Consider the following 22,957-nt stretch of genomic DNA (forward strand, 5'->3'; position numbering starts at 1 on the left):
GGGGAGGGTTAAGAATGAATCTGAGATTTACAGAAGAACAGGAAATGATGCGCAAAATGGTGCGAGATTTCGCGCAAACCGAAATCGCTCCATTTGTTGAAAAAATGGAAGAGGGCGAGTTCCCGAGGGAGATTTTAAGGAAGATGGGCGAGCTTGGCTTGATGGGAATCCCGGTTCCCGAGGAGTATGGCGGCTCGGAGATGGATTTCATCTCCTACATCATCGCAATCCATGAAATCTCAAAGGTCAGCGCAACGGTTGGCGTCATCCTGTCTGTCCATACTTCCGTCGGAACGAATCCAATTCTTTACTTCGGAACAGAAGAGCAGAAGAAAAAGTATGTGCCTAAGCTGGCTGCAGGGGAATATCTCGGCGCATTCTGTCTGACGGAACCTAGCGCAGGGTCAGATGCTGCAAGCCTGAAAACACGAGCGGTCAAGAAAGATGGACACTATGTGTTGAACGGCTCGAAGGTATTCATCACGAACGGCGGCGAAGCAGATGTTTACATTGTTTTCGCTTCTACTAATCCGGAAGCAGGTCCTAAAGGTGTATCCGCTTTTATCGTCGAAAAAGACACACCGGGCTTCATCGTCGGCAAAGATGAACACAAAATGGGCCTCTACGGCTCCCGCACAGTACAGCTGACGTTTGAAGACATGAAGGTGCCAGAAGAGAACTTGCTTGGCCAGGAAGGCGAAGGGTTCAAAATCGCGATGAGCAACCTCGACTCCGGGCGTATCGGCATTGCCGCACAAGCTCTCGGTATTGCAGAAGCTGCATTGGAAGCGGCGACTGCCTATGCAAAAGAAAGAGTCCAGTTCGGCAAACCAATCGCTGCCCAGCAAGGCGTCGGCTTCAAGCTGGCTGACATGGCAACATCAGTCGAAGCTGCAAAACTATTAATCTATCGCGCTGCCCAGTTACGCTCAGAGGGCCAAAAATGCGGAATCGAAGCCTCCATGGCGAAGCTTTTCACATCACGCACAGCAGTAGAAGTCGCCACAGAAGCAATCCAGGTATTCGGCGGCTACGGCTATACAAAAGAATACCCAGTCGAACGCTACTTCCGCGACGCCAAAGTAACCGAGATCTACGAAGGAACTAGTGAGATCCAGAAGATTGTTATTAGCAAGCAGTTGTAGCGCTTGTATGCGATAGTTCCTTTGCGAAGCCCGGAATAGTGACAGTTTGGGCCGGGAAATCAGAAAAGCTGTCAAGAAAAGCCTGAAATAGTGACAGGTTGGTCTGGGAAAGCAGAAAAGCTGTCAAGAAAAGCCCGGAATAGTGACAGGTTAGGCAGTGGAAGCAGAAAAGCTGTCAAGAAAAGCCTGGAATCGTGACAGGTTTAGCTGTATCAGCAGGAAAGCTGTCAAGAAAAGCCTGGAATAGTGACAGGTTAGGCTGGGAAAGCAGAAAAGCTGTCAAGAAAAGCCCGGAATCGTGACAGGTTGGTCTGGGAAAGCAGAAAAGCTGTCAAGAAAAGCCCGGAATCGTGACAGGTTGGTCTGGGAAAGCAGAAAAGCTGTCAAGAAAAGCTCGGAATCGTGACAGGTTAGGCAGTGGAAGCCGAAAAGCTGTCAAGAAAAGCTCGGAATCGTGACAGGTTGGGCAGTGAAAGCCGGAAAGCTGTCAAGAAAAACTGGTAATCGTGACAGGTTTGGCTGTGGAAGCCGGAAAGCTGTCAAGAAAAGCCTGGAATCGTGACAGGTTTGGCAGTGAAAGCAGGAAAGCTGTCAAGAAAAGCCGGGAATCGTGACAGGTTAGGCAGTGGAAGCAGAAAAGCTGTCAAGATAACGATCTGCTTTCAGATTGTAACACCGAAAAAAGGTCACCAACAAGTCGAATTTAACGGCTATCTATATAAATTAAATAAACAGTAACGGAGGAAACAAAAATGAATTTTCGATTATCCGAAGAGCATGAAATGATCCGAAAAATGGTCCGCGACTTTGCGAGGAATGAAGTGGCTCCGACTGCTGCAGAGCGTGATGAAGAGGAACGCTTTGACCGCGAGATTTTTGACAAGATGGCTGAGCTTGGCCTGACTGGTATTCCATGGCCTGAAGAGTACGGCGGAATTGGCTCTGATTATCTTGCATACTGCATCGCAGTTGAGGAATTATCCCGTGTTTGTGCGTCCACAGGCGTAATGCTGTCGGCACATACATCACTTGCTGGCTGGCCAATCTTCAAGTTCGGAAACGAAGAGCAGAAGCAAAAATACTTGCGGCCAATGGCTGAAGGCAAAAGTATCGGTGCATACGGCCTGACTGAGCCAGGAAGCGGTTCGGATGCTGGTGCAATGAGAACAACTGCGAAAGAAGACGGAGACCATTATGTACTGAATGGATCAAAAATCTTCATAACAAATGGCGGTGTAGCGGATATCTATGTTGTGTTCGCATTGACTGACCCAGAAAGCAAGCATAAGGGAACAACGGCGTTCATCGTTGAAAGCGACTTCCCTGGATTCTCGGTCGGCAAGAAGGAGAAAAAACTTGGCATCCGTTCATCTCCTACTACAGAAATCATTTTTGAAGACTGCCGCGTGCCAAAGGAAAACATCCTTGGTGAAGTTGGCGAGGGATTCAAAATCGCGATGATGACGCTTGATGGCGGCCGTAATGGAATCGCTGCCCAGGCAGTTGGAATCGCACAAGGTGCACTTGATGCAGCAGTCGATTACGCAAAAGAACGCCAGCAATTCGGCAAGCCAATCGTTGCGAATCAGGGAATTGGCTTCAAGCTTGCTGATATGGCTACATCTGTTGAGGCTTCAAGACTATTAACCTACCAGGCGGCATGGCTAGAGTCTGAAGGTCTTCCATACGGCAAGGAGTCTGCGATGTCCAAATTGTTTGCCGGCGACACTGCGATGAAAGTGACAACTGAAGCTGTACAGGTATTCGGCGGCTACGGATACACGAAGGATTATCCAGTTGAACGCTTCATGCGCGACGCGAAAATCACGCAAATCTATGAAGGAACACAGGAAATCCAGCGCCTCGTTATCTCAAGGATGCTGACGAAATAACAAGGCGGGTAGATATTGATGAAAAAGCGAGAAGTGCAGGCGTCGGTAAAAGATGAGCGACTTGTGAAAAAAAGGCGCGACCAGATGATTAAAGGGGCCGTTACCCTTTTCAAGCAGAAGGGCTTCCACCGCACGACGACCAGAGAGATTGCCCGGGCTTCAGGCTTTAGCATTGGTACCCTTTATGAATATATCCGTACGAAAGAAGATGTGCTCTACCTTGTCTGTGACAGCATCTATGACGAGGTTCGCGACCGCCTTCAGGAAAATCTCGACACGAACCAGGGAACGCTCGAGAGCCTGAGGGTGGGGATCGCCAACTACTTCAAGGTTATGGATGACCTGCAGGACGAAGTGCTTGTCATGTACCAGGAGGTAAAGTCGCTGACAAAGGATGCCCTTCCATATGTGCTGAAAAAAGAAATGGAAATGGTGGCGATGTTTGAGAACGTCATCCAGCGCTGCGTCGAAAATGGCGAGCTGGATCTTGATGAAAAACATGTGAAAATCATTGCCCATGATATTTTCGTCCAGGGGCAGATGTGGGGATTCCGCCGCTGGGCGTTAAGAAAGCTATATACGCTAGAAGAGTATACAGAGCTGCAGACCGAACTGCTTTTCAAGGGGATAAAGGGGTCGGAAATGAAATTAGGAACAGGGGGAACAAAATGAGTATGCCGGAAATGTATAAGCCAAAGAACCATATTCGCTTTGTGACAGCTTCAAGTTTGTTTGACGGCCACGATGCCTCAATCAATATTATGCGTAGGATCATCCAGTCAATGGGTGGCGAGGTCATCCATCTTGGCCACAACCGTTCCGTTGAGGAGGTCGTAAATGCCGCGATCCAAGAGGATGCACAGGGGATTGCAATTTCTTCCTACCAGGGTGGTCACGTAGAATATTTCAAGTATATGTACGATCTTTTGAAGGAAAAAGGGGCATCGCATATCCGCATTTATGGCGGTGGCGGCGGCGTCATCATTCCTCGGGAAATAAAAGAACTTCATGAATACGGCATTGCCCGCATTTTTTCACCGGAAGACGGCAGGAAATATGGCCTTAACGGCATGATCGAGCAAATGATCAAGGAGTGTGATTTCCCGACAGTCACTCCAGAAGGCGTCGAGGAGATTGAAAAGCTTGAGGCCGGAGACCCGAATGCCGTTGCCAAGCTGATCACGCTTGCCGAACAGCATGTCGGTTCGGAAAAAGAAACAGCAGCCGCTGTTGAAACACTGATGGAAAAAGTAAAGACGATGTCAAAATCCGTTCCAATTGTCGGTATCACGGGTACAGGCGGAGCGGGAAAAAGCTCATTGACCGACGAATTGATCAGAAGGTTCATCAATGAGATTCCAGAAAAGAGGGTAGCAATTTTATCAGTAGACCCTACAAAACAAAAAACAGGCGGCGCACTCCTTGGCGACCGTATCCGCATGAATGCGATCTTCTCTCCACGCGTTTATATGCGAAGTCTTGCAACAAGAAAGTCGAAATCGGAACTATCGCTTGCGATCAAGGATGCGATCGATGTTGTAAAAGCAGCTGGCTTTGACTTGGTCATCGTTGAAACGAGTGGAATTGGTCAGGGTGATGCTGAAATCACCGACGTTTGCGATGTTTCAATGTATGTGATGACGAGTGAATTCGGAGCGCCGTCACAGCTTGAAAAAATCGATATGATCGATTATGCGGACCTGATCGTCATCAATAAATTTGAGCGTAAAGGCTCTGAGGACGCTAAGCGCCAGGTACAGAAGCAGTACCAGCGAAGCCATCTTCTTTGGGATAAAGAATTGGATGCAATGCCGGTATACGGAACAATTGCAAGCCAGTTTAACGACCCGGGTACGAACGCACTTTTTGCAGCATTGGTCAATAAAATCAATGAAAAAGCAGGAACGAATTGGACGACACCTTTCTCTACTGATGCAGTAGTGGAAAAACAGAATGTCATCATTCCGAATGACCGACGCTATTACCTGCGCGAAATCTCTGAAACAGTCCGGGGCTATCATAAGCATGCTGCCGAGCAGGCAAATCTCGCCCGCAGATTGTTTCAGTTGGAAGGAACAATCGAGGCGGTAAAAGAACGTGAAACGAACAGTGAAGTACTATCTTCACTTCAGGTGTTAAAGGAAGAAGTGGAGAAAAAGCTGACTCCTGAATCCAAATATATTCTCGAAAACTGGGAATCCCTCAAGGAAAAGTATAGTGCTGACCAGTTTGTGACGAAGATCCGCGATAAGGAAATAGTCACTGAGCTAAGGACTAAAAGTCTTTCAGGTTTGAGCATCCCTAAAGTGGCATTGCCGAGGTACAAGGATTACGGTGAAATTTTGCGCTGGGTATACCTTGAGAACGTACCTGGAAGCTTCCCGTATACAGCTGGCGTATTCCCGTTCAAGCGTGAAGGTGAGGATCCAAAGCGCCAGTTTGCTGGTGAAGGTACACCTGAACGGACGAACCGCCGCTTCCATTACTTGTCCAAAGACGACAATGCAAAGCGTTTGAGTACGGCTTTTGACTCCGTTACTTTATACGGTGAAGATCCTGATTACCGTCCAGACATTTACGGTAAGGTCGGCGAGAGCGGTGTCAGCGTTTGTTCACTTGATGACATGAAAAAGCTGTATGCAGGATTCGACCTTTGCCATCCATCAACATCTGTTTCGATGACAATCAACGGACCGGCACCGATTATCCTGGCAATGTTCATGAATACAGCGATTGAACAGCAGGTGGAAAAGAAGGAACAAGAGCTTGGCCGCAAGCTGAATGATGAAGAATTTGTGCAAGTGAAGGAAATGACTCTCCAGACAGTACGCGGAACTGTCCAGGCAGATATTTTAAAAGAAGACCAGGGACAGAATACTTGTATCTTCTCTACTGAATTCGCGCTAAGAATGATGGGCGACATCCAGCAATATTTTATCGACGAGAAGGTTCGAAACTATTATTCTGTTTCGATTTCCGGCTATCATATTGCCGAGGCAGGCGCGAACCCGATTTCCCAGCTGGCGTTCACGCTTTCAAATGGCTTCACGTACGTTGAATACTATTTAAGCAGAGGCATGAACATCGATGATTTTGCGCCAAATCTGAGCTTCTTCTTCTCAAACGGTCTGGATCCTGAGTACTCAGTGATTGGCCGAGTTGCCCGCCGCATCTGGGCGACTGTCATGAAGAACAAATATGGCGCAAATGAGCGCAGCCAGAAGCTGAAGTATCACATCCAGACATCTGGACGTTCACTGCACGCACAGGAAATTGACTTTAACGATATCCGTACGACACTACAGGCATTGATGGCATTGCATGATAACTGCAACTCGCTTCATACAAATGCTTATGACGAAGCGATCACAACGCCAACGGAGGAATCTGTTCGCCGCGCGATGGCCATCCAGATGATCATCACGAAGGAGCACGGATTGACAAAGAATGAGAACCCGCTCCAGGGTGCTTTCATCATTGAAGAGCTGACAGATTTAGTAGAGGAAGCAGTCCTTCAGGAATTTGAACGGATCAATGACCGCGGAGGCGTGCTAGGTGCTATGGAAACACAGTACCAGCGCGGAAAAATCCAGGATGAGTCGATGTACTATGAGATGAAGAAGCATTCAGGGGAGCTGCCGATCATCGGTGTGAACACATACCTGAATCCAAATCCTCCATCCGAGGAAGAAATCGACAAGATGGAGCTTGCGCGTGCGACGAAAGAGGAAAAAGAAACCCAGATTCGCAATCTTGAAGCCTTCCAGGGTAAAAACAAAGATCAATCCGAAGAAGCACTCAATACCCTGAAAGAAACAGCAGTCAGCGGAGGCAATATCTTTGCAGAGCTGATGGAAACTGTAAAATATGCGAGTCTTGGCCAAATTACCCGTGCACTATACGAAGTAGGCGGCCAGTTCCGCAGGAATATGTAAGGTATTGATTTTTCAAAAAAATGAAGTAAGCATAGTTTAAAAACAAAAGCGATGGTGTATAAAAGTAGGGCGTGGCATTTAGAGCTTTTTGCAATGGATCTAGATTGGGCAAGGTGGCTTGTAGGAAAACTATAAGCCATCTTGCATTTTGTTATGCTCTTTTCGTAAACTAGCATTAAGCTATTAATAATCATTAATAGCTAGGAACCAGCTTCTATTTAGAGAGCCCATTTATGAGATAAGATTTGGTTCAAAAATAACTTTTATAGAATTTTTCATATCTTTTACCAAATAATCTTATATAATCTAGATATCAGCTAATACATACGACCTACTTCAGGATGTGAAATTTGTGAGATCGGTGTTATTATCGGCAGGAGCTGTTATGGCAGCTGCAGTAATGTATTATCTTTATCAGCGTCAGCTCGGGGCCATATCATTTTTCATTCTTTCGATCATCTTTTTTTTCCTGGCTTATACCCAGCTTAAAAAAAGAAAAAACGCTGGCAACAGGAAAGAGAGAAATGAAAGCGAAAAAAGGCGAGAAAAGGACAGATAAAACTGGCATAAAGGTTTAGAATTTGTTTATAATGTAGAATATGCATTCTGGGATATTTTCCTTGTTTTCGGACGCATGGCCGGGTAAGGCCTGGAATAGAGAAAGGAAGTGCGAAGATTGAGTTTAAATCAATACTCAAAAGAAGAGCTTCAAGAAATGTCAATGATTGAAGTTGCCTATGAAATTTTAAAAGAGAAAAAGCAGGCTATTACATTCCAAGAACTTATGGCAGAGATCAATAAGGTCATGGAATTGGACAAGGCTGATGTAAATGAAAAAATGGTTCAGTTCTATACAGATATAAACATAGATGGACGTTTCATGTCCCAGGGTGAAGGCCGCTGGGGACTGCGCGTTTGGTATCCTGTTGACCAAATCGAAGAAGATAATGTCACGACAGTCAAGCCGAAGAAGAAGAAGGCTAAGAAGGCTGTCGATGAGGATGACCTTGATCTTGATGAATTCGATGAAATCGATGAGGAAGATCTTGACTTCGATGATGAAATCGACGAATTCGATGAAGATGACGACGATGATGCTCTCGATGATGACGATGATGAAGACTTCGACGAGGATCTTGAAGATACGGATGACTTCGACGACGACGATGAGTTGTTAGAAGATGAAGAGGAAGAACTTCCACTCGAAGACGAAGAGGATGAGGACGAAGAACTGTAATTAACAGCTTGACTTTTACTAGGACCGGCTGTAGAATACTTTTTGGGCTCCTTAAAAAAGGACGATTATGTAAAACAGCAACAAAACGCTCCCCATACTTTGTATGAGGGGCGTTTTTTTTATTTTGTCAAACTAGCTGAAACCCCCGATCAAATAGGTTTGCATGGTGAAAAGCAAACCAATGAAATAGTTAAAAATTTTATTAATAAATCAATTAAACAGGTACATATTGTACAAACTGTTTGATGAGGGGGATTACACAAATGGCAAAGTATATTTTTGTAACAGGCGGCGTAGTTTCGTCATTAGGTAAGGGGATCACGGCAGCATCTCTTGGAAGATTGCTGAAAAACAGGGGTATGAACGTAACGATCCAGAAATTCGATCCATACATCAACGTGGACCCTGGGACAATGAGCCCTTACCAGCACGGTGAAGTATTTGTTACAGATGACGGCGCTGAAACGGATCTGGACCTTGGCCACTACGAGCGTTTCATCGATATTAATCTTAATAAGTACTCTAATGTGACGACAGGGAAAATCTATTCGACTGTCTTGAAAAAAGAACGCCGCGGTGACTACCTGGGCGGAACAGTACAGGTTATTCCACATATTACGAATGAAATCAAAGACAAGGTTTTCCGTGCCGGGAAAGAAACGGGCGCAGATGTAGTCATCACTGAAATCGGCGGAACAGTAGGGGATATTGAATCCCTGCCCTTCCTTGAAGCAATCCGCCAAATCAAGAATGATGTTGGCCGCGACAATGTGATGTACGTCCACTGTACATTGGTCCCTTACATCAAGGCAGCCGGTGAAATGAAGACAAAACCAACACAGCATAGCGTAAAAGAACTTCGCAGCCTTGGTATCCAGCCAAACATCATCGTTCTTCGTACCGAAATGCCGATTTCACAGGACATGAAGGACAAGATCGCCCTTTTCTGTGACATCGATAAGGAAGCGGTAATTGAAGCAGCTGATGCTGATACACTATATTCCATTCCGTTGGCATTGCAGGCACAAAAGATGGACCAGCTTGTATGTGACCACTTCAAGCTTGATTGCGGAGAGGCGGACATGACAGAGTGGAATGCGCTAGTTGAAAAGGTTACACACCTTTCCGGTAAAACAAAAATTGCGCTTGTCGGTAAATATGTGGAGCTTCAAGACGCATACATTTCAGTTGTAGAATCATTGAAGCACGCAGGTTATGCATTTGACAGCGATATTGAGATCAAGTGGATTAACTCTGAAGAAGTAACAGAAGAAAATGTGGTTGAATTGCTGAATGACGTGGACGGAATCCTTGTTCCTGGTGGGTTCGGTGACCGCGGCATTGAAGGAAAGATCCTTGCAACGCAATACGCGCGTGAGAACAAAGTTCCATTCTTCGGCATTTGCCTTGGCATGCAGCTGGCAACAGTTGAATTCGCTCGCAATGTTCTCGGCTTAAAAGATGCTCACTCTGCTGAGATTTTGCCAAACACGCCATATCCAATCATCGACCTTCTTCCAGAACAGAAGGATATCGAAGACCTTGGAGGAACACTTCGCCTTGGACTATATCCATGTAAGCTTGGTGAAGATACAAAAGCATTTGCCGCTTATGGTGATGATTTGGTTTATGAGCGCCACCGCCACCGTTATGAGTTCAACAATGAATATCGTCAGGCAATGGAAAAAGAAGGATTCATCTTCTCTGGTACAAGCCCGGATGGCCGCCTGGTAGAAATCATCGAACTAAAAGATCACCCATGGTTCCTGGCATCCCAGTTCCACCCGGAATTCACATCAAGGCCGACACGCCCGCAGCCATTATTCAGGGACTTCATTGAAGCATCGATCAAGTCAAGTAAGTAATTGGTGTGGAAATAGGAAAAAGCCGGTGAAATCACCGGCTTTTTTGCGTATATGGTTTTTTAAAAAGGCTCTTTTCTCAAACTTTGTTGCTATTGATTACAAAATAGGAGTGAATGAACTATTTTTCCTCCCAAAGTAGCCTCTTGTTATGAGAAAAGAGCATGCAAACTTAATATCGAACTACAAAAGGCGTTCTATTACGTTAAAATTGGCTTTAGGATTTTAACAACAATCTTTACGAAAACAGCCTTTAAAAAGGGCTTGGCCGATGATTCTGCGTTGATACCAGTTCCCGTGGGTTTAATATTAGTTACCGCAATTAAAATACCTGTTAAAGAGTTTTAATACCGGTTGAGCAAGAGATAGTACCAGGTGACTGGGCTTTAATCTGGTTACCCTAGTGATAATACCAATTGGGCACTTAGCTCAGTTAGTACTCCTCTAAAATTTCCTCAATAGTGAACTTCAAGCCGAAGTAAATGTATAATGCGACGATGGAAGAAGGATAGCCGACTCTGTTGCCCATTTCGTCAGGAAGAAGTCCTTTTTTCAACCTTAAATCAATATGCACGTCAGCCATAGTATCCAGGCTTGCGCCATCATCACCTCGGATCGTGGAGATTGCTACAAATGGAATTCCTTTTTCCTGTAATTCACGCGCTGCTTCAACAGCCTCTTTGTCGTCTGCATATCTGCTTACAATCAGAACTCGATCAGCAGCCTCGAGCTCGACATCCTCTGTTAAAATCGCAGCAGATTGTAATGGTTCCTCGCCATAGACCGCTTCAAGTGCTACCGCCTGCATCTCCTTCGCACCAAAAATATACACAGTTCCCTCACCAGCTGCAGCTTGTGCCAGCAGGCGCGCTCCATCCTCGATCGAAAATTCTTCTTTTTCCTGAAGTCTGTTGAACAAACCTGTCAGCTGTGTCGAAAACATTTTTAACATAAAAGCACCTCCATTTTTGCCAATATTGATTATAAAGTACTACAATGGGATTGAAAAAGCATCTGTCGAAAAATAAGTTTGAAAATATGGGAGGAATTTCAAGCTTTTTAACGAATTGTGTAAATGGGGATAAGACGAAACCGTTTCCTGTACTAACTCATTTAACAATATACTACATTTATTAGGGGGAAGAGGCGGCATGAAAGAAAAAATACTAATTGTTGACGACCAGTTTGGCATCAGAATTCTACTTAATGAAGTGCTGCAAAAAGAAGGTTATCAAACGTATCAAGCTGCAAATGGCGTCCAGGCCCTGGATATCGTTAAAAAGCATCCACCGGATTTAGTTCTCTTGGACATGAAGATTCCTGGTATGGATGGAATTGAAATTTTAAAAAGGATGAAAGTGATCGACCCTGATATCCGCGTCATCATCATGACCGCTTACGGCGAACTGGATATGATTCAGGAAGCCATGGATTTGGGTGCGCTGACCCACTTCGCAAAACCATTCGATATCGACGACATCCGCGCAGCAGTGAAAAAATATTCGCAAACCGTTTCTTAATTTATACAGCTTACATAGAAATGTCCTCTCGAACTTTTCGGAGGGCATTTCCTTTTAAAAACAGAATTTACAGACTAGTTAAATTATTGGTAACGTTTGCTTTATAGCATTTTTATGACACTTGTAAAAACAGGGCTTGAACAATGGTAATTCTGATTTTCTTTTGGTATGATACTTATGAATTCCACAGGATCAATTCGTTTTGATGAATGCCTTCTCGGGTACATAATCAAAAGCAGAGAAGGAAAACCTTTAAAATGGTAGCATAGTCAAAAAGAAGATTGATCATAACGAAGGAGGAAAAAATATGCCTTTAGTTTCAATGACTGAAATGCTGAAAAAAGCGAATGCGGAAAGCTACGCTGTAGGGCAATTTAACTTAAATAACCTTGAATTTACTCAAGCGATCCTTCAGGCTGCTGAAGCTGAAAAATCGCCAGTTATCCTTGGTGTTTCTGAAGGTGCTGCACGTTACATGGGCGGCTTCAAAACAGTAGTGAAAATGGTAGAAGGATTGATGGAGGACTACAAAACAACAGTTCCTGTAGCAATTCACTTAGACCATGGTTCAAGCTTTGAGAAATGTAAAGAAGCAATTGACGCAGGATTCACATCTGTTATGATCGATGCTTCACATGGTCCTTTCGAAGAGAACATTGAAATCACTTCAAAGGTTGTAGAATACGCTCATTCAAAAGGTGTTTCTGTTGAGGCTGAATTAGGAGTAGTTGGCGGACAGGAAGATGACGTCGTTGCTGACGGAGTTATCTATGCTGATCCTAAAGAGTGTGAAGAACTTGTTCAGCGCACTGGCATCGACTGCCTGGCTCCTGCTTTGGGATCTGTTCACGGCCCTTACAAAGGCGAACCGAACCTTGGTTTCAAAGAAATGGAAGAAATCAACAAGACTGCAGGCGTACCATTAGTATTGCACGGCGGCACTGGAATCCCTACAAAAGATATCCAGAAAGCTATCTCTTTCGGTACAGCTAAAGTCAACGTTAATACTGAAAACCAAATTGCTTCAGCTAAAGTTGTGCGCCAGGTATTGGCTGAAAAGCCTAACGAGTACGATCCACGTAAATACCTTGGACCAGCTCGTGACGCAATCAAGGAAACTGTAATCGGCAAAATGCGCGAATTCGGTTCTTCCAACAAAGCGTAAAAGCAATAAAAGTTTGATATAATAAAACCGCCTTACATCAAGGCGGTTTTTATCCATTTATATATGATTGAAAATTTTGTCGACCGGAGGCGTTTACAAATGAAGTTTTTTATCGATACTGCGAATATGGAAGAAATTCGCGAGGCATACACTCTTGGGATTTTATCTGGTGTCACAACGAACCCATCGCTCGTAGCAAAAGAGAAGAATGTAAAGTTTGAAGATCGCTTGAAGGAAATCACTGAACTAGTTCCTGGTTCTGTCAGCGCAGAAGTCATCGCACTTGATGCAGAAGGCATGATTAAAGAGGGGAAAGAGCTTGCTGCCATCGCTCCAAACATCACGATCAAGGTTCCGATGACTCCAGAAGGGTTGAAGGCCGTTTCTGTATTCTCAAAAGAGGGAATCAAGACAAATGTAACATTGGTCTTCAGCGCGAACCAAGCTTTGCTCGCAGCTAGAGCGGGAGCTACATATGTTTCCCCGTTCCTTGGCCGCCTGGATGATATCGGCCATAACGGACTCGACCTGATTTCAACGATTGCCGATATCTTCACAATCCACGGAATCGACACAGAAATCATCGCCGCGTCCATCCGCCACCCACAGCACGTAACAGACGCAGCACTAAGAGGAGCACATATCGCAACCGTACCATACAAAGTCATCCAGCAAATGTTTAATCACCCACTGACCGATAAAGGGATTGAAGCATTCCTGAAAGACTGGGAATCACGCGGACAGTAATATTTCTTGTCTTATGATTTGACTTATTTTATGGCTCTGTTATCACCCAATTGATTTTTTGAGTCCTGTTGTTCGTAGTGGAAGGAGCGTAGACTCCTCCGAAAATGCTAACGCATTTCCATCGTGCGTGGGTGAATTCGACGAAGCCTATTCAAAGTCCTGCGGAATCGTCTGGACAGGTGAGACCCCGCAGGAGTGAAACGACGAGGAGGCTCACCGCCAGCCCCAAGGAAGAAATTGCTCTTTGAAAAAGCCGGCAGTTGGGCTTTTTCATAATTCTTCCCGCGGAAAGCGAAGCGCATGGAACGAAGATCAACAGCCTTGGTTAACAGAGCCATTGAAAAGTCTAGTATTTGTTCAACAGAAATATAGTTTTGGCCGACGAGGCCAAGTAAGTTTAGGAACTTTTACCCAATTTAAACTTTTTTGCATTTTATTACATGAAATTAGGAATATCGTGTAAACTAAAGGAATAGAAAACTCCCGGAATCTGAGTATTTTTAATGGAAAAATGTTCCTTATTGATTTCGGTAATTAAATCTAAGTAGAGCCTATATCGGTCTTAGCTGTAAATTGTTTGCATCTCCAGCTTGACCTTAATACATCACGGCTTAGAAGGGAGTCAAAAATGGAAAAGCTTAAGATTGCAGGCGGCTATCCTTTAAAAGGGACTGTTCGGGTCAGCGGTGCAAAAAACAGTGCAGTGGCCTTGATCCCAGCAACGATTTTAGCTGAATCGCCTGTGACCATTGAAGGTTTGCCGGATATTTCCGATGTTCATATGCTCAAGGACTTGATGGAGGAGATCGGCGGTTCTGTTGAATTCTCTAACAATGAAATGACGGTGGATCCGTCTTCCATGATTTCCATGCCTTTGCCGAATGGAAAAGTGAAAAAGCTGCGAGCTTCATACTATTTAATGGGAGCGATGCTGGGCCGTTTCAAAAAGGCTGTCATCGGACTGCCAGGCGGCTGCCATTTGGGCCCAAGGCCGATTGACCAGCATATAAAAGGTTTCGAAGCGCTTGGTGCCAGCGTGACAAACGAACAGGGCGCAATCTACTTGCGTGCCGACGAGCTTCGTGGTGCCAGGATTTATCTTGACGTCGTAAGTGTAGGAGCGACGATCAATATTATGCTCGCCGCTGTCCGTGCAAAAGGGCGTACAATCATTGAAAACGCCGCAAAAGAGCCGGAAATCATTGATGTAGCGACATTGCTCACCAATATGGGAGCGAAAATCAAGGGTGCCGGTACAGATGTGATCCGAATCGATGGTGTCGACGAGCTTCACGGCTGCCGTCACACAATCATTCCTGACCGGATCGAGGCTGGAACATATCTGATTCTTGGTGCAGCCATTGGTGATGGTGTGACGATTGATAATGTCATTCCGCAGCATATCGAGTCGCTTGTGGCCAAGCTGAAGGAAATGGGAGTCCATATCGAAGCTAGCGATGAGCAAATTTTTGTTGGACCGGCAGACAAATATAAAGCTGTGGATATCAAAACGCTCGTATACCCTGGATTCCCAACTGATCTGCAACAGCCATTTACAACGCTCCTCACGAAGGTAGAAGGATCAAGCGTCGTGACAGATACAATTTACGGCGCCCGCTTCAAGCATATTGATGAGCTTAGAAGAATGAACGCCAATATTAAAGTCGAGGGCAGATCGGCGATCATCAGCGGACCGGTCAAGCTTCAGGGAGCTAAAGTGAAGGCCAGTGACCTCCGTGCCGGAGCGGCGCTTGTCATTGCAGGACTGATGGCGGAAGGCGTCACCGAAATCACTGGTGTCGACCATATAGACCGCGGTTACAGCCATATTGTTGAAAAGCTCAATGGTCTCGGTGCCACGATTTGGCGTGAGGATATGACCTCTGAAGAGCAAGAAGAAGTAAAAAAATCATAAAAAGTATAGTACAATAGAGCTGTACAATACAAATAATGGCGCTAATGCTTATCTGGATCGCATTACAGTATAACCTATTTGACTTTCGAGCCGTCATCTGTGGCTGCATGAAAGTTTCGCTTCCTAAGCAGTTCCGTAGACATAATCGGCAACGAGGAGAGTTCTGATTTATGGAAAGGACTGATATGAAGGGATTGAAAGTTATACCTTTTCGGTGAGCATTAGCCCCTTTCATGATTAGGGGATGATCATATGGAACGTAGCTTAACAATGGAGCTTGTCCGCGTGACAGAGGCTGCTGCGCTTGCTTCAGCCCGCTGGATGGGACGCGGTAAAAAAGACGAAGCTGACGATGCTGCAACGTCGGCAATGAGAGATGTGTTTGATACCATCCCGATGAAAGGCACAGTCGTAATCGGCGAAGGGGAAATGGACGAAGCACCGATGCTGTATATCGGTGAAAAGCTTGGGACAGGCTATGGTCCGCGTTTGGATGTTGCTGTCGATCCTTTGGAGGGAACGAACATTGTAGCGTCTGGCGGCTGGAATGCTCTTGCAGTCCTTGCGGTGGCAGATAACGGTAACCTGCTTCACGCGCCTGACATGTACATGGATAAACTTGCGGTAGGTCCTGAAGCAGTAGGGATGGTCGATATTAATGCTTCCGTTCTTGATAATCTGAAGGCAGTGGCAAAAGCGAAGAACAAGGATATTGAAGATGTTGTGGCTACGGTATTGAACCGACCGCGCCATGAGCATATTATTGCCCAGCTTCGTGATGCAGGAGCAAGGATCAAATTGATCAATGATGGAGATGTAGCAGGCGCAATCAATACGGCGTTTGATTTTACAGGCGTGGATATCCTGTTCGGTTCAGGCGGAGCACCTGAGGGTGTGATTGCAGCGGTAGCTCTGAAAAGCCTCGGCGGCGAAATTCAGGGTAGATTGCTTCCGCAAAATGATGCAGAGCTCGAGCGCTGCAAAAAAATGGGCATCGATGTCAATAAAGTCCTCCTTATGGAAGATTTCGTCCGTGGCGAAGATGCAATTTTCGCAGCAACAGGCGTAACCGATGGTGAGTTACTTAAAGGAGTTCAATTCAAAGGCTCTTACGGCTCAACTCATTCGGTTGTCATGCGCGCTAAATCTGGCACAGTCCGCTTCATTGAAGGACAGCACAGCCTGAAGAAAAAGCCTCACCTAGTAATGAAATAATCATATTTTTTTAAAATGAACTGCAAACCCTTACAAACAAGCTCCCTTAACCGCATTCTTTAGGTAAAGGGAGCTATTAAATAAAATGATTGATTATTTTTCCTATTTAAGGGTAAAATGAAAATTGTTTTAAGATTAGAATGAACATAAAGCAGTTGTATACCTTCATTAATTCCTTCTTACAACCTTCAAAGGTAACTCATTTCTTCTTTTTCCATCCATACGCTGATATTCTAATACATTTTTTTATGGGGGAAATCGAAATATTTTAAGGCGTGGTGACATTATGGAAGTAAATATTTCAAGCTTGGAAAATATGAAATTGAAAGAGCTTTATGAACTGGCAAAGGAATATAAAGTCTCTTACTACAGCAAGTTGTCAAAAAAAGAACTTATTTTTGCTATTTTAAAAGCGCGTGCGGAACAGCAGGGCTATTTTTTCATGGAAGGTGTCCTGGAAATCATCCAATCTGAAGGCTTTGGTTTCCTGCGCCCGATCAATTACTCGCCAAGCTCTGAGGACATCTATATCTCGGCATCGCAGATCCGCCGTTTTGATTTAAGGAACGGGGATAAAGTATCGGGTAAAGTCCGTCCTCCTAAAGAGAATGAACGTTATTTCGGATTGCTCCAGGTAGAGGCAGTCAATGGAGATGACCCTGAATCGGCGAAGGAAAGGGTTCACTTCCCGGGTTTGACGCCGCTGTATCCTGATCGCCAGATGAAGCTGGAAACGACTCATAACAAAGTGTCGACCAGAATCATGGATGTCCTAGCACCTGTCGGCTTCGGACAGCGCGGTTTGATTGTCGCTCCGCCAAAGGCTGGTAAAACGATGCTAATCAAAGAAATTGCTAACAGCATCACTACGAATCATCCGGATGCAGAACTCATCGTTCTTTTGATCGATGAGCGTCCGGAAGAGGTAACAGATATCGAACGTTCTGTTGCCGGCGATGTTGTCAGCTCAACTTTTGACGAAGTACCTGAAAACCACATCAAGGTTGCTGAGCTTGTGCTTGAGCGTGCAATGCGCCTTGTTGAGCACAAGCGTGACGTCATCATCCTGATGGACAGCATTACTCGTCTTGCACGTGCATACAATCTTGTCATCCCGCCAAGCGGACGTACATTGTCAGGCGGTATTGACCCTGCGGCATTCCACCGTCCGAAGCGCTTTTTCGGTGCTGCACGTAATATCGAGGAAGGCGGCAGCTTGACGATCCTTGCGACTGCACTTGTTGATACAGGATCACGCATGGATGATGTCATCTATGAAGAGTTCAAGGGAACAGGAAATATGGAGCTTCACCTTGACCGCTCTCTTGCTGAAAGAAGAATCTTCCCAGCGATCGACATCCGCAGATCGGGAACTCGTAAAGAAGAACTTCTTATACCTAAAGACCATCTGGATAAACTGTGGGCAATTCGTAAATCGATGTCGGACTCGCCTGATTTCGCGGAAAAATTCCTGCGCAAGCTAAGGCTGTCCAAGTCCAACGAAGACTTTTTCGCCGTTCTTGGCGAGGAAATGAAGAGTAATAACAAACGCTCTTAATTCCAGATAATGGGCATAAAAACCGACTTGAAATATATAGTTGGACTTGTTATAATGAGGTCAGTGTGTTTTTCCAATAACGGTATATCCGTTGATTATAACTCTGTTTCGGATATGATTCAGGGCGGAAGGAGATGAAAAGAATGAAATCAGGAATTCATCCAAACTACAAAACAGTTAAGGTGACTTGTGCTTGCGGTAACGAATTTGAAACTGGTTCTGTAAAGAACGAGATTCGCGTTGAAACTTGCTCTGAGTGCCATCCTTTCTATACTGGACGTCAAAAATTCGCTGAAGCTGGCGGACGTGTTGACCGTTTCAACAAAAAATACGGCCTTAAAGGTCAAGAACAAGAGTAATAAAAGAATTAAAAAAACAGGCAAGAAGCATTGTGACTTGCCTGTTTTTTATTTTGCATTTTTCGAGTCTTTGGTCCGAAAAATCTCTCTAAATACCCAATCTATAATGAAGTGTACTTTGGGGTACATATATATATAATTTAATTTTGCGAACTTTATTTTTGTGTCTGGATTCGGCGTTATTTTTTGTTATAATGGAAAAAGCTGAAAAAAAGTGTCGAACTTTTAACCAGGCTTTTTTCGTACCTTTATGGCATCGAGAAGCCGTAAAAATACGAAAAAAGCTTACCTAGTAAGGTTAAAGTTATATGTATCAACCTTTGCTAGAAGTCCAGCTACAGCGCCTAGCCAGTTTTCATCCCTGATTAAACATCCTCGAGTATCTTGCGAGAAGCGATAGCTTTGAGCAGCTCGAGTCGCTTCGGTCCGCCCGATGAAGTCAAAGAAAGACTTCACCTGTCGGCCCTCTGCGGCACAGGAAGTGCATACCCGACAGCCACAGGACGTGGCGTTTTTGTCGGGCAGCGCTTGTCGGGGCTGAGCAAGGCGCTTTCGCTATCTAATTTGTCCAGCGAGGAAGGAGAGGCCGACCATGTACGTTATGAAACAAAGCGGTTGGATTGAATTGATCTGCGGCAGCATGTTTTCCGGTAAATCCGAAGAACTGATCCGCCGCGTGCGCAGAACTCAATTTGCCAAGCAAAAAATTGCTGTATTCAAGCCTGCGATTGATAACCGCTACAGCGAAGAATCGGTTGTATCACACAACGGAACTGCAGTTACTGCAAAGCCTATTGCCCACTCTACTGATATTTTCAAACATATCAACCCTGATATCGATGTAATTGCCATCGATGAGGTACAATTTTTTGACAATGAAATCCTACAGGTGATCCAGCATCTTGCAGACAGCGGCTACCGCGTCATCGTTGCCGGCCTTGACCAGGATTTCCGCGGCGAGCCATTCGGCCAGATGCCTGCATTGATGGCTGTTGCCGAAAATGTGACCAAGCTTCAGGCTGTGTGTGCGGTATGTGGATCGCCATCAAGCCGTACCCAGCGCTTGATCAACGGCAAGCCAGCCTCTTATGATGATCCAGTGATTCTCGTTGGTGCATCCGAATCCTACGAACCACGATGCAGACACCATCATGAAGTACCAAAATCACCGAATGAGCTTAAAATCGATAAGACGACTGAAAGCTTAACATAAATGTTTTGATCCTCCCGTGAGCGGGGGGATTTTTTTTATGGAATTTTTCCTATATATGGACGACGGCACGATTATCCGTCTTTTTGGGGCAATTATTGCTGAACATGGAAAGATCATTAGCTATCTTCGGGCAATTATCCGATTTGATTAAGAGAATAATTTTTCCAGCAGCTTATTTCTCTAAAAAAGGTCCATTTTAAAAATTTAGAATATGCATACATCTGCTTGGATGCATGGCTGATACCTCCAAAGGGCAACCTATCAACGGGAGGTGCCATAATTTGAAAAAATTACTCATGTTGCTTGTGCTTGCGATGGTTATCGTTTCAGGATGTGGCCAGGATAATACAGATTCAGTCTATGACAAGAATGAAGACCAGGCTGGCGTGGACCTTAATAGAGAAGATGACGGTGTCCGCGAAGGAGATGGCCCGAATTTCACGAGGGATCTCGATGATGGCATGACAATGACCGATCAGAACCCGAATTTGCTGAATACCGATAACGAAAACCACTATAGTTTTTCCCAGGATGTCCAAAAAGCGAAAGACGTCATTTCTGATGCAGGCTATGAGCCAGGCTCCATCTGGATCAACGGCGGCAAAATGAACGTAACCGCACAACTTCAAGGACGAGTTACCAGAAAAGACCGGGAAAATGCCCAAAAGACACTGCAGGAGAAGCTGACAAGAGCATTGCCACGCTACGATGTTAACGTTGATATTGAATAATAGTTTTTAAGCGCCACAGCATGCTCGTAAAAAAGGGCATGCTTTTTCCCGTTATACATATGTTGTGTTAGTTAGGCTGCCCAGGGCACTTGCGCTTTTCTACCTTTTTTGACAGTTTTTTTTTACTTTGATTAGTGTCTAGCTCCAGCGCCTAGCCCCTCGAGGCGCTTGTCTAGCTGCGGCTCAAAACTCCTCGAGACGCTTCGGTCCTGCCAATGAAGTCAAAGAGCGACTTCGCTGGCAGGCCCTCCAGCGCTTGGCGGGGCTGACCAAGGCGCTTGCGCTTTTATATTCACAATGGCTTTGACTGAGGGTGTCACCTATACTATAATTAGAATGTTATGCTATGTAATCATTCATATTGAATTACCAAACCTGTTGCGGAAATACACAGGTAAGAATAGAGTAAATAGAACTTTTTAATCCATTTGCAAGGATATTAAAATAGAGGTGAATGTCCGTGTTTGATCGTCTTCAAGCAGTTGAGGATCGTTATGAAAGATTGAATGAGCTATTGAGTGACCCTGAAGTTGTCAATGATTCGAAAAAGCTCCGCGAGTATTCCAAGGAGCAGTCTGACATCCAGGAAACAGTTATGGCTTATCGTGAATATAAGGAAGTTAAAGAGCAGTTGACAGATGCGAAAGCGATGCTCGAGGATAAGCTCGATGCAGAGATGCGCGAGATGGTAAAGGAAGAAATCTCTGAGCTTGAACCGCGCATTGAAGAGCTCGAAGCGCAAATCAAGATTCTTCTTATTCCTAAAGACCCTAATGATGACAAGAACGTAATCATGGAAATCCGTGGAGCTGCAGGCGGCGATGAAGCTGCTTTATTTGCCGGTGACCTTTACAGGATGTACAGCCGCTATGCTGAATCACAGGGATGGAAAACGGAGATCATCGATGCCAGCACGACTGGCGTAGGCGGTTTTAAGGAAATCATCTTCATGATCAATGGTAATGGCGCTTATTCTAAAATGAAGTTTGAAAACGGCGCGCACCGCGTCCAGCGTGTTCCGGAAACGGAATCAGGCGGCCGTATCCATACTTCAACAGCTACCGTTGCATGTCTTCCTGAAGCTGAAGAAGTTGAAATCGAGCTGCATGACAAAGACATCCGCTTTGATGCCTTTGCATCGAGCGGCGCTGGCGGACAGTCTGTTAACACGACAATGTCAGCTGTACGTCTGACGCATATTCCAACAGGAATCGTCGTATCGTGCCAGGATGAAAAATCACAGCACAAGAACAAAGATAAGGCGATGAAGGTACTTCGCGCCCGTGTCTATGACAAGTTCCAGCAGGAAGCACAGGCTGAGTATGACCAGGTCCGTAAATCAGCTGTAGGTACAGGCGATCGCTCAGAGCGGATCCGTACGTACAACTTCCCGCAAAACCGCGTGACCGACCACCGTATCGGCTTGACCATCCAAAAGCTTGACCAGATTCTTCAGGGCAAGATGGATGAAATCGTCGAAGCGCTAATTATGGAAGACCAGTCTCAAAGACTTGAGAGTGCGAACAATGACTAATGTGAAAATATTTGAAGCCCTCAACTGGGCTTCTTCTTTTTTAAAAGAACATAATCGTGAGGAGTTCGCCGGTGAGCTTTTGTTGAGGCACTATTCCGGCCTGTCCCGCACGTCAATGCTCGCTATGATGCGAGACGAACTGGATGGGGAGGTCTGGACTGAGTTCCAGGCTGCTGTAAAAAGGCATGCTGCTGGCGAGCCGATCCAATATATCATTGGCAGTGAGGAATTTTACGGCCGCCGTTTCCTTGTGAATGAACATGTGCTGATTCCTCGGCCGGAGACGGAAGAACTTGTGTATGGGACGCTTCAGCGACTGGACAGGCTTTTTCCGGAGAGTGATCAAATTGACCTTGTCGATGTCGGGACCGGCAGCGGGGCAATATCAATAACGTTGAAGCTGGAAAAACCAGTTTTGAATGTAACAGCAACCGACCTATCCGGCGATGCCCTCGAGATGGCCAGGAAAAATGCCAGCGAGCTTGGCGCAGAAATCGAATTTATCCAGGGCGACCTGCTGCAGCCGCTCATTTTACAGGAAAAAAAAGTAGATGCCGTCATCTCGAACCCGCCATATATTCCGGTTGCGGACCAGGAATGGATGTCTGATATCGTGAAGGAACATGAGCCGCATATGGCGCTTTTTGCAGGTGAGGATGGACTGGACCTGTATCGCCGGTTTATGGAAGAACTGCCGCTTGTATTGAAGGAGAAAGCCTTAGTTGGGTTTGAAATCGGCGCCGGCCAGGGAGAAGCAGTCCGTGCGCTTCTGAAAAAAACTTTTCCGCATGCCAAGGTTGAGGTTGTTTTTGATATAAATGGCAAGGACCGAATGGTGTTTGCTGAAATAGTATAGACTGAGAAGGGCCCGCTTAGTCGGGGCCTTTATTTTTTTTCAAAATTACTAGTTTAAGAATCTATCAAACTGT

The 22,957-nt window shown here is 45.3% G+C and carries 20 protein-coding genes; 18 read left to right on the forward strand and 2 right to left on the reverse strand.

The window, feature by feature from the left end; all coding sequences use genetic code 11:
* Positions 1–14 precede the first annotated feature (14 nt).
* From DYI25_RS13985 to DYI25_RS14015, 7 genes are all read left to right on the forward strand, one after another.
* Positions 15–1,145 (forward strand): acyl-CoA dehydrogenase, encoded by a 1,131-nt coding sequence (locus DYI25_RS13985; RefSeq protein WP_213369931.1) that lies wholly within the window; start codon positions 15–17, stop codon positions 1,143–1,145.
* 752 nt (positions 1,146–1,897) lie between these two features.
* Positions 1,898–3,037 (forward strand): acyl-CoA dehydrogenase, encoded by a 1,140-nt coding sequence (locus tag DYI25_RS13990; RefSeq protein ID WP_213369933.1) that lies wholly within the window; start codon positions 1,898–1,900, stop codon positions 3,035–3,037.
* A gap of 18 nt (positions 3,038–3,055) precedes the next feature.
* Positions 3,056–3,709, forward strand: a complete 654-nt coding sequence (locus DYI25_RS13995; protein WP_213371192.1) for a TetR/AcrR family transcriptional regulator — start codon at positions 3,056–3,058, stop codon at positions 3,707–3,709.
* Positions 3,710–3,711: 2 nt separating this feature from the next.
* Positions 3,712–6,972, forward strand: a complete 3,261-nt coding sequence (gene icmF / locus DYI25_RS14000) for a fused isobutyryl-CoA mutase/GTPase IcmF (protein ID WP_213371195.1) — start codon at positions 3,712–3,714, stop codon at positions 6,970–6,972.
* 352 nt (positions 6,973–7,324) lie between these two features.
* On the forward strand, positions 7,325–7,531 hold the full coding sequence (locus tag DYI25_RS14005; protein ID WP_213371302.1) for a hypothetical protein: 207 nt from the start codon (positions 7,325–7,327) through the stop codon (positions 7,529–7,531).
* Between the two features lie 117 nt (positions 7,532–7,648).
* Complete coding sequence (gene rpoE / locus DYI25_RS14010; RefSeq protein WP_213369935.1) at positions 7,649–8,209, forward strand: DNA-directed RNA polymerase subunit delta; 561 nt, start codon at positions 7,649–7,651, stop codon at positions 8,207–8,209.
* 263 nt (positions 8,210–8,472) lie between these two features.
* Positions 8,473–10,074, forward strand: a complete 1,602-nt coding sequence (locus tag DYI25_RS14015) for a CTP synthase (RefSeq protein WP_213369937.1) — start codon at positions 8,473–8,475, stop codon at positions 10,072–10,074.
* Positions 10,075–10,504: 430 nt separating this feature from the next.
* On the opposite strand, the gene DYI25_RS14020 is transcribed toward DYI25_RS14015, so the two are convergent.
* Positions 10,505–11,023 carry a DUF2529 domain-containing protein gene (locus tag DYI25_RS14020; RefSeq protein WP_213369939.1) on the reverse strand — a complete coding sequence of 173 codons (519 nt, stop codon included), beginning with the start codon at positions 11,021–11,023 and terminating at the stop codon, positions 10,505–10,507.
* A 199-nt stretch (positions 11,024–11,222) separates the two neighbouring features.
* On the opposite strand from DYI25_RS14020, the gene DYI25_RS14025 reads away from it, so the two are divergent.
* From DYI25_RS14025 to rpmE, 7 genes are all read left to right on the forward strand, one after another.
* Entirely contained in the window at positions 11,223–11,591 is a 369-nt protein-coding gene (locus tag DYI25_RS14025; RefSeq protein WP_041964634.1) for a response regulator, read from the forward strand.
* Positions 11,592–11,898: 307 nt separating this feature from the next.
* Positions 11,899–12,756 (forward strand): class II fructose-bisphosphate aldolase, encoded by an 858-nt coding sequence (locus tag DYI25_RS14030; RefSeq protein WP_213369941.1) that lies wholly within the window; start codon positions 11,899–11,901, stop codon positions 12,754–12,756.
* Between the two features lie 99 nt (positions 12,757–12,855).
* Positions 12,856–13,503, forward strand: coding sequence for a fructose-6-phosphate aldolase (fsa, locus tag DYI25_RS14035; protein WP_192471833.1), 648 nt, complete (start codon positions 12,856–12,858; stop codon positions 13,501–13,503).
* Positions 13,504–14,131: 628 nt separating this feature from the next.
* The gene (locus DYI25_RS14040; protein WP_213369943.1) at positions 14,132–15,418 is read left to right on the forward strand and encodes a UDP-N-acetylglucosamine 1-carboxyvinyltransferase; all 1,287 of its coding nucleotides are present in this window, start codon (positions 14,132–14,134) and stop codon (positions 15,416–15,418) included.
* A 252-nt stretch (positions 15,419–15,670) separates the two neighbouring features.
* Positions 15,671–16,633, forward strand: a complete 963-nt coding sequence (gene glpX, locus DYI25_RS14045) for a class II fructose-bisphosphatase (protein ID WP_213369945.1) — start codon at positions 15,671–15,673, stop codon at positions 16,631–16,633.
* A 286-nt stretch (positions 16,634–16,919) separates the two neighbouring features.
* Positions 16,920–18,191, forward strand: a complete 1,272-nt coding sequence (gene rho, locus DYI25_RS14050; protein WP_213369947.1) for a transcription termination factor Rho — start codon at positions 16,920–16,922, stop codon at positions 18,189–18,191.
* Positions 18,192–18,334: 143 nt separating this feature from the next.
* A complete protein-coding gene (rpmE, locus tag DYI25_RS14055) occupies positions 18,335–18,550 on the forward strand; it encodes a 50S ribosomal protein L31 (RefSeq protein WP_213369949.1) in 216 nt (71 codons plus the stop codon).
* Positions 18,551–18,835: 285 nt separating this feature from the next.
* Here the strand turns inward: rpmE and DYI25_RS14060 are convergent, their stop codons facing one another.
* A complete protein-coding gene (locus DYI25_RS14060; protein ID WP_213369951.1) occupies positions 18,836–19,006 on the reverse strand; it encodes a hypothetical protein in 171 nt (56 codons plus the stop codon).
* Between the two features lie 136 nt (positions 19,007–19,142).
* Here DYI25_RS14060 and DYI25_RS14065 point away from each other — a divergent pair, with 136 nt between their 5' ends.
* From DYI25_RS14065 to prmC, 4 genes are all read left to right on the forward strand, one after another.
* Positions 19,143–19,763 carry a thymidine kinase gene (locus DYI25_RS14065; RefSeq protein WP_213369953.1) on the forward strand — a complete coding sequence of 207 codons (621 nt, stop codon included), beginning with the start codon at positions 19,143–19,145 and terminating at the stop codon, positions 19,761–19,763.
* Positions 19,764–20,044: 281 nt separating this feature from the next.
* A complete protein-coding gene (locus tag DYI25_RS14070) occupies positions 20,045–20,494 on the forward strand; it encodes a hypothetical protein (protein WP_213369955.1) in 450 nt (149 codons plus the stop codon).
* A 460-nt stretch (positions 20,495–20,954) separates the two neighbouring features.
* Positions 20,955–22,028, forward strand: a complete 1,074-nt coding sequence (prfA, locus tag DYI25_RS14075; RefSeq protein ID WP_213369957.1) for a peptide chain release factor 1 — start codon at positions 20,955–20,957, stop codon at positions 22,026–22,028.
* The gene (prmC, locus tag DYI25_RS14080; RefSeq protein ID WP_249745455.1) at positions 22,021–22,884 is read left to right on the forward strand and encodes a peptide chain release factor N(5)-glutamine methyltransferase; all 864 of its coding nucleotides are present in this window, start codon (positions 22,021–22,023) and stop codon (positions 22,882–22,884) included. The genes prfA and prmC overlap by 8 nt, the downstream gene beginning before the upstream one ends.
* The last annotated feature ends 73 nt before the right edge of the window (positions 22,885–22,957 follow it).

The organism is Mesobacillus boroniphilus (assembly GCF_018424685.1).
Taxonomy (GTDB): Bacteria; Bacillota; Bacilli; order Bacillales; family Cytobacillaceae; genus Mesobacillus; species Mesobacillus boroniphilus_A.

What these genes read in the sequence shown, in the direction of transcription:
- DYI25_RS13985 (WP_213369931.1), top strand. Translation starts at nt 15, where the DNA reads ATGAATCTGAGATTTACAGAAGAACAGGAAATGATGCGCAAAATGGTG.
- DYI25_RS13990 (WP_213369933.1), top strand. Translation starts at nt 1,898, where the DNA reads ATGAATTTTCGATTATCCGAAGAGCATGAAATGATCCGAAAAATGGTC.
- DYI25_RS13995 (WP_213371192.1), top strand. Translation starts at nt 3,056, where the DNA reads ATGAAAAAGCGAGAAGTGCAGGCGTCGGTAAAAGATGAGCGACTTGTG.
- icmF (WP_213371195.1), top strand. Translation starts at nt 3,712, where the DNA reads ATGCCGGAAATGTATAAGCCAAAGAACCATATTCGCTTTGTGACAGCT.
- DYI25_RS14015 (WP_213369937.1), top strand. Translation starts at nt 8,473, where the DNA reads ATGGCAAAGTATATTTTTGTAACAGGCGGCGTAGTTTCGTCATTAGGT.
- DYI25_RS14020 (WP_213369939.1), bottom strand. Translation starts at nt 11,023, where the DNA reads ATGTTAAAAATGTTTTCGACACAGCTGACAGGTTTGTTCAACAGACTT.
- DYI25_RS14025 (WP_041964634.1), top strand. Translation starts at nt 11,223, where the DNA reads ATGAAAGAAAAAATACTAATTGTTGACGACCAGTTTGGCATCAGAATT.
- DYI25_RS14030 (WP_213369941.1), top strand. Translation starts at nt 11,899, where the DNA reads ATGCCTTTAGTTTCAATGACTGAAATGCTGAAAAAAGCGAATGCGGAA.
- fsa (WP_192471833.1), top strand. Translation starts at nt 12,856, where the DNA reads ATGAAGTTTTTTATCGATACTGCGAATATGGAAGAAATTCGCGAGGCA.
- DYI25_RS14040 (WP_213369943.1), top strand. Translation starts at nt 14,132, where the DNA reads ATGGAAAAGCTTAAGATTGCAGGCGGCTATCCTTTAAAAGGGACTGTT.
- glpX (WP_213369945.1), top strand. Translation starts at nt 15,671, where the DNA reads ATGGAACGTAGCTTAACAATGGAGCTTGTCCGCGTGACAGAGGCTGCT.
- rho (WP_213369947.1), top strand. Translation starts at nt 16,920, where the DNA reads ATGGAAGTAAATATTTCAAGCTTGGAAAATATGAAATTGAAAGAGCTT.
- rpmE (WP_213369949.1), top strand. Translation starts at nt 18,335, where the DNA reads ATGAAATCAGGAATTCATCCAAACTACAAAACAGTTAAGGTGACTTGT.
- DYI25_RS14065 (WP_213369953.1), top strand. Translation starts at nt 19,143, where the DNA reads ATGTACGTTATGAAACAAAGCGGTTGGATTGAATTGATCTGCGGCAGC.
- prmC (WP_249745455.1), top strand. Translation starts at nt 22,021, where the DNA reads ATGACTAATGTGAAAATATTTGAAGCCCTCAACTGGGCTTCTTCTTTT.